The organism is Methanobrevibacter sp. (genome assembly GCF_017427765.1).
Taxonomy (GTDB): Archaea; Methanobacteriota; Methanobacteria; order Methanobacteriales; family Methanobacteriaceae; genus Methanocatella.
Genome location: NZ_JAFRSC010000034.1, coordinates 66,355 through 77,798, shown reverse-complemented (window position 1 = coordinate 77,798; position 11,444 = coordinate 66,355). Strand labels below are relative to the sequence as shown.

The 11,444-nt window shown below is 35.4% G+C and carries 1 protein-coding gene; it reads right to left on the bottom strand.

Annotation, left to right across the window (positions count from 1 at the left end):
* Window positions 1–10,866, bottom strand: a 10,866-nt coding sequence (locus IJL02_RS11600) for a right-handed parallel beta-helix repeat-containing protein (protein WP_292816606.1), incomplete at its 3' end; no start/stop codon positions are given.
* Window positions 10,867–11,444 lie beyond the last annotated feature (578 nt).

Sequence of the window (11,444 nt, the reverse complement as noted above, 5' to 3'; positions counted from 1 at the left end):
AGTAATGTTTCCTGAAGCACCAGGAACACTAACAACAATAACAGTATGATTACCATAAGTCACATTACCAACATTGATTGTGATAACAGGACTGACTTTACTCATAACGAATGTTTTAGAATTATTTGTACTTGTCAGGTACTGTCTGTCACCTAAATAGGTCGCATGAACATAATAAGTACCATTACCAAGACCAGTAATGTTAACTGAACCTTTACCACCAGTTAAATTGACAGTGCAGTTAGTTCCGTTAATATTCAAAGTCACATATCCTGTAGCATTGTCCTGAACTTCAACACTTACAGTAGCGTTGCCGCCAACTTCTCCACCAACAGCAGTAACATTCAATTGAGATACACGTTTAGTAACATCAAACTGAGCAGTAGTGGAATTGAACAGATACTTTCTGTCACCATCATAAGTAGCAACAACAGTTCTGGTGCCGTTAGACCAAATTTGGACTTCAAATACAGCCACACCAGTAGCAGCATCAACAGTCTTATTATATTTCACACCATCAATCTCAATAGAAATATTATTTAAAATATCCTTAGGAGCAGTAACAGTAATAACAGCCTTATCCCCAACTTTAATCGGATCAACATCAATACTAATTGGAGTTTCAACTTTAGACACTACAAATCTAGTTTCAGCAGTTTTGTTTTCATATTTAGAGTTTCCAAAGTAAGCTGTTACATTGTATATACCAGCATCAAGGGTTGAAATGTTTGTTAAGTTTGCAATACCCTGATTAATAGCTACAGTGTAGTTTGTACCATTCAGATTGATAATTACATTACCAGTAGCATCAGTTGGGACTTTTACAATAATTTTAGTGTAATTTCCAACATTAATGTCGCCGGCAGTAATATTCATTTTGTAATCTGTCACTTTAACAACATTTAGTCCGTCTGTTAAAGTTGTTAAAGCATTTGTGAAGTTTTTATCACCAGAATAGTTAGCAACAATATCATATTTATCGGCAGGCAATTTGTCAATAGTTATTCTGGCTATTCCACTGTTTATTGGACCGGAATAGTTCTTATTGTTAACTGTAATGTTTATATCACCAGTAGTTCCAGGAGTAATATGAACAATAACAGTAGCATTTGTATCTGCATCGACTACAACAGCCTCAATAGTTATTGTTGGAGTTGCTCTGTAGACTTCAAAGTCGGTTGAATTTGTATTTGCAGCATATTTTGCATTTCCTGAGTAGGTTACCGATGCAGTGTAGTTGTCACTGGCTAAAATTCCAGGAACTGTCCATGTGTATGTTCCGTTTACAAGTTCAACGTTTTCCAGTTTGTATGTATCGTTTATGTTGATTGTTATTGTTCCGTTTGCATCGCTTGGAAGAACAACTTTAACGATTGTCTGATTGCCATAAGTTACATTGTCAACAGCCACACTGATGATTGGAGTCGCCACGGATACTTTGAACAGTGTTGAGTTGTTTCCAGACAGGTATTTTCCATCTTCAAAGAAGTATACAGTTACATTATAGACTCCTACTTTAAGGCCAGTCACATTAATTATTACTTCTCCGTTTTCAATTTCACCATAATACTTGGTTCCGTTGATATTCACTTTAATAATTCCTTCAGCATCCTTAGGAAGTGTAATATTTAACTTTTCAACACTTCCAGCAGTGATATTTGTCGTATTGATGTTAATTGTTGGATTGTATTTGCTTACAAGGAATGTATCCTCTACTCTTCCACCAGTTAAGTTTTTGTCACCATCATATATTACAAGCACATAATTAGTTCCTTTTGGAAGACCAGTTACATTAAGCTGTGCTTTGGATTCATTTAATGTTACATTATATGGTTTACCATTGACATAGATTGTAAGATTTCCAGTACCGTTTACATTAACAGTGACATTGATTGATTCTGTTTCATTTATCATAATGTCAGATACATTAAGAATGATTGATGCCGGGTCTTTTCGAACCATAGTAAAGTCTGTTGAGTTTGTGCTGTTTAAGTAATTGCTGTCACCATTATATATTGCATTTATAGTGTAGGTTCCAGGAACAATATTATCAACAACGATGAAACCTTTACTGTTATTGATATCAACTGTGAATGTTCTTCCATCAATTTCCAATGTCACATTACCTGTCACATCAAGAATATCATCATTAAAAACTGTTAAATTGATGTATAAACTATATCCTTTATCATCCACATCAATTGTGATGTTTGTAGGAAGCTTATCTACAACGAATGTGGTTGTAGTTCTGCTTGGCATGTAGTTGTCATCACCCCAATATTTAGCTAGAACTTCATATTTGCCTGCAGGTAAGAATTTACTCCATTTTAGTGTAGTAACATTGATTAAACTTCCTTTATATTCGCTATTGAGAGTAATATTATCATAGAATGTTTCATTAATGTAAATTGATACAATGCCTGTTGCCGGTTCAACCATGCTCACATTTATTGTAGTGTTTTGATGGTAATCGATATTATCCGCTGATGCAACGATGTGAGATATCGCTTTGGTACCGCGTGAATTCTCAATATAAGTGTAGTAATCCTCATTTGTTAAGAATGCATAGACATTGATTGGACCTGAAGCCCTCAACATTTCAGCAAATCTTGAAGCTGTCAGGCGTCTTGATGAAGTGAATGAACCAAGATTGATAGTAATTTGACCATTCACATCTGTTAAAATCTTGTTTCCATAATAAAGTTCATTGTTATCCAGATCATAGATTCCAATTGTAATGTTTTGACCTGCTTCAACCATTGAAGAAACTGTTGTAGCAGTTAGGGACTCAGTGGCGGTTTTTGCAACCCCTGCATAATCCCAATAGGTTACATTATTAACAGATATTTGTGTGCTTGTGGAAGTTACATAAATAGCATTCAATAGATTGTCCCATCCTTTGAATGTTATTGTCACTTGGGTGTTTGCACTGTTTACTTCAATGTCGAGTGAGGCAGAATTAGCCCTATTTTTGATGAATGATGTGTTGGTTATTGATAGCGCAACATTTGTGTAAATTGCAGAACCCCTTTCAGCTTTGTTTAAAGTGAAATTTGAATTGTTAATTGTTAATGAGTAAGTGTCGGCATATATTGCACCACCATATTTGGCAGTGTTGTTAATGCAAGTTAGATTATCGATCATTCCATCTGAAGCTTTCCAGTAAACTGCACCGCCATAATTGGTTGCAGTACAGTTTGCAATTGTTGAGTTTAATAATTTATTGTCTTTACAGTTATTGACATTACTTGCTTTGACGTATACTGCACCGCCGTCTTTTGCAGAAGCGTTAGTTATGGTGAAGTTAACTAGAACATTATTTGCTGCAACCCCTCCATTTTTATTATCATCAGTAATGTAAATCGCACCACCATATTCTGTAGCTTTTGAGAGATGTATAGTGAAATTTGTGAAATTATTTTTTGAACCGGTATTTTCATTATTGCCTAATATATACAATGCTCCACCCCACTGGGCGCTAACATTATCCATTTTTACATTATTCATAACAAGTGAGGAAGTACAATCAATATAAATTCCTCCTCCACCTCTAGCATAATTTGAAGTACCTTTAGCTACGGAATTGACAATTTCGACATTATTTAAAACTGTGCTTGAAGCTGAATTTTTAAAGTAAATGGCTCCGGCACTTTTTGCAGATTCAGAATTGTTAATGTATACTTTAGTCAAGTTTCCATTGTTTCCTTGCCAGTAAATAGCACCTCCATAACCGTTAGAGCGTGTATCATTAATAGTTACATTGAAAACAGTACCATAATTTCCAGTCCAATAAATAGCTCCTCCATCATTAGCATAAATGTTGTTGTTAATTGTGGTATTATATAATTTTCCAGAGCCACCAGTCCAATAGACGGCTCCACCGCCACCATTTGAGTGAGAATTATTAATGTTAACAAAGTTTAAAGTACCGTTATAACCTCCCCAAGAAATAGATCCCCCAGCACCAGAGCTCATTGAATCAGTAATATTGATATGATGAATATTAGTATTACCGCCCTCTACATAAATAGAACCGCCATTGCCTTTTGATTCTGTTTTCCTGATGATTATGTTGTATATATTTGAATTTGAACCATGGACATAAATTGATCCTCCATTGCTTTTGGCATAAGAATCATAAATGGTTGCATTTGCAAAAGCAATACTGCTTCCTTCCAGATATATTGAACCACCTGATGTTGCTTCTGATCCATTAATATTAATATTCTTAAATGTGGTATTTGTGCATCCGTATAATGCTATTGAACCACCATATACCGCATAACAATCTGTGAAATTGATATTCTCCAAAACAGAGGCATTTGTTCTTAACTGAAGAGCACCACCATAACCATTACCTGAACTTTTAGTTGTACAATTAATAAAAGTAATGTTGATTAATTTCATGGTTGATGATTGGTCATTTTGAACTTCATTTATAGATATGGCTCCACCACCGACATTTCTATCAGAATCATTAGCTAAATTATCCTCAAATCTAGCATTTGTAATCTCCAAACCGAAAACCCTTTTTATTTTTATTGCAGCACCATATTGAGCAGAGTTATTTGTGAAATTACATCTATCCATGGTTATGTTATAATTATAAAATTGGTTACCGTAGTAAGCTCCACCTTCTTTTGCATGATTGCCATCGAAAGTGGTGTTAATTATTGTAACGTTTCTTGCATTTTCAATGTAGATGGCACCACCGGTTCCTGCAGTATTATTATTAAAATGTGAATTCTTGATAGTAGTATTCTGACAAAGTTCGGAACAAATTGCACCACCATGAGGGGAATAATTTTCCTCAAATGTACAATTGTTAATAACAGTATTTCTAGCTAGCAAGTCCCCCATTTCTTTAGCCAGACCAATAGCTCCACCGCCTCTACGGTCTTGACCTGATGAAGCATTATTTCCTTTGAAGTATGAATTTTCAATTAATCCTTGATTTCCTGTCCAAAATATAGCTCCCCCTTGAGCTTTGAAAGTGTTTGTTACTCCACTTTTATAGACGACAAAATTATCTATAAATCTAGAATTATTGATATATCCACCTATAGCGTTTGACCAGTAAACAGCACCACCATTACCACCAGGAGCTGCAGTGGTACTTGATGCTGAATTATTTGTGAAGTTAGAATTTAATATACGTCCGTAATTACTTTCACCCCAGAAAACAGCACCCCCATCATTACTAGCATGGTTATTTTCAAAATTTGATGAATCGATAACACAATAAAGAGTGCCTATGTCAAATCTTACTGCTCCGCCTAAACCCTTAGTAGCATTATTGTTTTTAAATGTTGAACCGTTAATTGTAGTATTATGGCAGTTGATCAGATATATTGCTCCACCACCAGTAGTTGCATAGTTATAAGTGAAGTTTGAATCAATAATACTTGTTAATAAACCATTTACATATATTGCGCCTCCGCTAATGGATGCATTGTTGTTTTTGAAACTTGATGTTGCAACAGTGGTGTTGTATCCTTTAATGTAAATAGCTCCACCATATCCATTATCAACTGAGCAGTTGGTGAAATTTGAGCCTTTAACTGTGGTATTTTCACCATCAATGTATATGGCTCCACCATAAAGGTTAGCCCCAGTTCTGTTGAAATTGGATTCGGTAATATTCACACCATGCCCTTCAACATAAATGGCTCCTCCAATAGCTTTATTATTAAAGTTTGCAAAAGTATCCGTGAAATTTGATGAAGAAATAACTGCATTGTTACCTTCTACGAAAATTGCTCCACCACCATCACTAGTATGTCCAAATGCATTAGTTAAATTGAATGATGAACCTGTAATATTTGCATATTCTCCAGTAATGTAAATAGCTCCACCAGAAACAGTAGCATTTGAATCTGTCACATGTGAATTGGAAATTATAGCGTTTTCACCAAGAATGTAGAATGCTCCACCGTTTGATGTTGCATTACTGTTGGTACATGTTGCATTGTCAATTGTAACGTCATGACCCTGTACAAATATGATTCCTCCTTCCTTAGCTCTGCAGTCATCAAATGTACAGTCGACTACATTGGTATAATTACCCAAGATATATAAAGCTCCACCATAAGGAAGGTCATCTCCATCTGCGTTTAATGTGATATTTACACGACAGTTTTTGAAATCTGATTCTGTGATGTTTACATCATTTCCTGTTACAAACATTGCCCCACCATTATATGAAACGAAACTGTTTGTGATTTTTGTCTTGTTAACTGACATGTCATTAGCAGTAAGGGAAATGGTACCTCCTTTGGAATGGGAAGTGCCTCCGCTTATACCTTTGTTGTCCTCACAGGTAATGTTGTAGATTGTTCCAAAATCACCTTTCCAGTTGATTGCACCACCATCATCCAAAGCAATGTTCTTTTTAAATGTGGAGTTTTGCAGTTCACAGTGCTCTCCTAAAATATAGAGCGCCCCACCATCCTTAGTGGAGTTGCTGTTTTCACATAGGAGCTTATTGAGAGTTGCATAGTCTCCAGCCACATATATTACACCACCATTATTAGCACTTGCATTTGTGAAATTGGAATTGTCTACTGTTACATTGTTTCCTGCAACATAGATTACACCACCATCGTTTATTGCTCCTGTGTGGTTGAATGTTGAGTTTATTACTTTACCGAAGTCCCCTTCCATGTAGATTGCTCCACCATATTGTACAACGACAGTTCCCCTTTGGTCGTTTCTTTTGAAGTGAGAATTGGAAACCGTATCATTGTGACCTGAAATGTAAATTGCTCCACCATTTGAGTTTGAATAGGTTCCTTCAAGAGTACAGTTGTCTATTGTTCCGTTGTCTCCGCTTAAATAAATTGCTCCACCGTTTCCAGGTGCACGGCAGATTTCAAATGTTGAATTATGAATGTAAAACTTGTCTCCTTCAACATATATTGAACCTCCGGAGCTTGCCTTACTGTTATCGAATGAAGAATGAGTGATGTTATTATCATTACCTTTTACATAGATATCCGCACCGATTGAAACTTCAGATACGTCCTGAGTGAATGTTGAATATTCAATTGTGTTTCTTTCTCCCATAATATATATTGCTCCACCAGCGGAAATAGCATCAGTTGTCTTGTAGTGCACTGTACAGTTGTTAAAGCTGGACTGGGTGACGTTGTTGTCATGACCTTCAATATAGATTGCACCACCGTAGCTTGGAACATAGTAATCCAGAGACTTATAGTGGATGTAACCTGTTGCCTCACAGTTTTCAAAATCAGCACTAACTGTTGCATTATGTCCGACAATATATACTGCACCACCATTTGTAAATGCTGAACAGTTCACCATATTTGAGTTGAGAATTTCAGAGTAGTTTCCTGCAACACAGACTGTACCACCCTTGTTGTTAGGTGATGAAATACGTGTAAAATTACAGTAGTCAACTTTTGCACGGTTTCCGTCAATATAAATAGCTCCACCATCACCGTCATCGATTGAAATGTCTTCAAAAGTGGAATGTTTTACTGTTGTATTCAAACCGCTGATGTAGATTGCTCCACCATCACCACTGTATGCGACAGTTCCTGTAAAGTCTGAATCAGAAATTGTAGTATTTGCCCCTGTGATGTATATTGCTCCACCGCTTTTACTGGAAGTCATGGCAGAAAAGTTACAGTCAGTAATATTGTTGTAATCCCCATTGATGTAGATTGATCCTCCAAAACCGCCGGAAGCATTGTTATAAGACAAATTAGAATTTTTTATGATATTTTCTTTACCATTTATAAATACTGCACCTCCAGAAGCTAGAGCATATGAATATTTGAGGTTGGAATCTGTTATTGTTGCATTATTACCGTTGATGTAGATTATACCTCCGTTTGTGTTTGCGTGGTTGTGGGTCAGATTTGAGTGTTCCACATGAGTTTTATTACCGTTAATATAGATTGCACCACCCATATTGGATTCACCATACTCAAAACCGGAACGGGAAATGTTCAAATTGTTTCCCGCAACATATAAAGCACCACCGGTTCCGGTTGCATTATAGAAGTTAAATACTGATGTGGAAATTTTCGCCTTATCTCCTGAAATGTATACTGCCCCACCGTTACCTGTACCCGGATGTGTTTGAATAGCATTGGCAATATTTGAATGACAGTTCACCAAAGTGGTATTTGCACCACCAGCATAGACCGCACCACCGTTACCTCCGATTGCATTTGTAATGGTGAAGTTAGCGTTTGTAATGTTGTTGTTGTCACCGAATACATATATTGCACCACCGTTACCATTTTTAGCAAAACAGTATGAGAAATTGGCATCAATATTTGTTTGGCTTCCTGCAAGGTATATTGCACCACCGTTGGTTGCATTGGTGAATTGGAAGCTTGAAGACAGGATTGAAGCGTTTATACCTCCAACATATATTGCACCACCGTTTGCAACAGCGAGAGAGAATTTGAATTTGGATTGAGTAATGTTGGCATTGTTTCCGGAAATGTAAAGTATTCCACCATTTCCGGCATTACTTTGTGTGAAATTGGATTTATCAATTACAGTGCCGTCACCTGCAATGTAGATGGATCCTCCTTTTGTGTCACCAGTGCTTCCAATTTGTGTTGGGTTTACACCGTTTTGAGAAAAGTCCGAACCTGTAACGTTTGCATTTGAACCTTCAATATAGATAGCGCCCCCATTAATAGCATAGTTTAAGGAGAATTTTGAGTTTGTGATATCTGTATCATCACCGTTTACATAAATTGCACCACCGTTTGCACTTGAAGCGTTGGTGTATGTAAAATTAGAATCTTTTACTAATGTATCGTTACCTTTGATGTATATCGCACCACCGGAATGCTCGGAGTATGAAAATGTAATGTTTGTGCGGATTATTTTTGCATCAGTTCCTTCAACATATATTACCCCTCCATCAACGGTTGCGTGGTTACGGGTTAAATTAATGTCAATTATGCGGGTTTCATTACCGTTGATGTAGATTGCACCACCATAGTGGGCTTCACCATATGAGAATGCATCATCAGTGATATTTACCCTGTTACCTTCCACATATATTGCTCCACCTGAACCTGTTGCATTATAGCGTTGGAAATCAGAATATTTGATTTTTGTATTGTTTCCGGCAATATATACTGCACCACCATTCATTTTAGCAGTGCTGATATTGAATCTGCAGTTGTCAATAGTACCGTTTACACCCTGCCATACGATAGAACCACCTTGACCGTTAGGACCTACAGCATGGTTGGAAGTGAAGTTGACATGGTCTGCAGTACCGTTGAAACCTATCCACATGACTGCACCACCTTTATTGACAGCCCTGTTGGAAATGAATCTTGAGTCTATTAATGTACCATAATTTCCATAAACATAACCTGCACCACCATCATTGCCTGCGAAATTGTTTATGAAAGTGGTATTTCTTACAACCCCATAACTTACACGCACGTAACCTGCACCACCATCATGACCTGCATTACAGTTTGAAATAGTTGAGTTGAATATACCTAATTTATCACGATATGCAGCAAGTAATGATGGGTCAGTAACAGATATTGTATTAAGATATATTGAACCACCATCGGTAGTAGCAGTTTCCCTATCAAATAAACAGTGATTAATATATGCACCTATATCAAGATATATTGAACCGCCATAACTTGCTTTATTATTAGTAAAATTAACATCAATAAGAGTGAATAATGTTCCACTAACATATACTGCACCACCATTGGATGTAGCATTATTATGATTAAATGTTGAATTGGTAATTATACCATTAGTAGTACCACTAAAGTAAATAGCACCACCTTCACTAGCATTATTATAATCAAATTTAGATAATGTAATACTTGGTGAAGCACCAGTAGAATATATAGCTCCACCACCTGAGGTTGCATTGTTATTTGTGAAATTTGAATTAATTACATTACCATAAGATCCGTCCCAATAGATTGCACCACCATGTGTATCAATAGCTTTATTATTGTTGAATCTTGAATCTTTAACTGTACCATTCGGACATTGGAACAAAAGAGCTCCACCACTATTAGCACTATTGTTTATGAAATCACAGTTGATTACAGAAATATTTTGATTACCCGCACCACTACTAAAATGAACTGCACCCGCCTGAGTTGGAGCAGTGTTGTTAATAAACTTAGAGTCAATTATGCGAATTGAATCAACGCCGGTTCTTAGTCTAATAGCGCCACCACCATTATTATTAGCACTATTAAATGTGAACTGGCAATTTGTAATATTAAAATCAGTAGCCCAACCAATCAGTAATGCTGCCGCAGAACCTGCTCGATTATATGAAAAGTTACAATTTTCAATTTTACCATTACCGATGAATTCTACTGCAGCAAATGATGTGCTAGCTGAAGAATCACTACTGTATGCATTAACAAAATTAATGTTTCTCAATGTAACATTAGAAACTCCAGGATGAGAATTGGCAATGTTATTACCAACGTCAAATATCCTAGCCACATTGCTTCCGTTAATAGTAAATCCTTTCCCATCAATAATAATGTTCTTTGTAAAGAATATACCATTCTTAAGAGCATCACCATCGGCACTAACATAAGAGTAGTTATTTTCAAGATAAACAGTATCTCCGTCGTTTAAATTAGGATCATTTATTTTAGCATCCAATGCCTTGAACGTCCCATCATCCTTGGCAGATAAAACCCCCCTGTCATTTGTTTGCTGAAGTTTTACAACTTCGATTGTCTGCAGATTGTTTTGATTGTCACTAGATGATAAGTTTAGATTATCAACATGATTACTTGCTGAAACAAATGAAAGTGACAAAATAAAACAAACAAACAAACTAATAATCAATAATTGTTTTTTGTTTAACATTTTATGCAACCTCTTTTAATTTTATTTAATTTCACAACAAGCGAAAAATCATCGCTTATATTGGTATATATTTTTACTCTCAAACAATATATAACCTTTTCTTTTAGAAAAATTTGGAAAAATCTGAAAAAAATTTAAAATCAACTGCCAAAATAGGAAAATTAAGTAATATTGATAAAAAAATATGAATATAATACAAAATTACCATCATAAAATAAATAAAATTCATAAAAAAACAGCAGGATTAAATAATATGCAGCAAATGCTTTAAAAAATAAACTAATGTCAGCACACATATGAAAATTAAGGAATAAGTTTAAATTAAATTAAAATTAATAAACAATTTTCATAAAAATTTAAAAAATAATATAAAAATATACAATATAATTTAATTATTATATCAAATGTAGTAAAAGCTACTGATTCACATGATATAATAAATCAGCACGATTATCCTAACAATTACGAACATTAATCAATATTTATGGAAAAGGCACGATAGGAACCCATTAATGCAAAATTTATTATACATCAGGCATTTAACCCAAAAATATATTGTAACTTTTTTTAAAAATCTA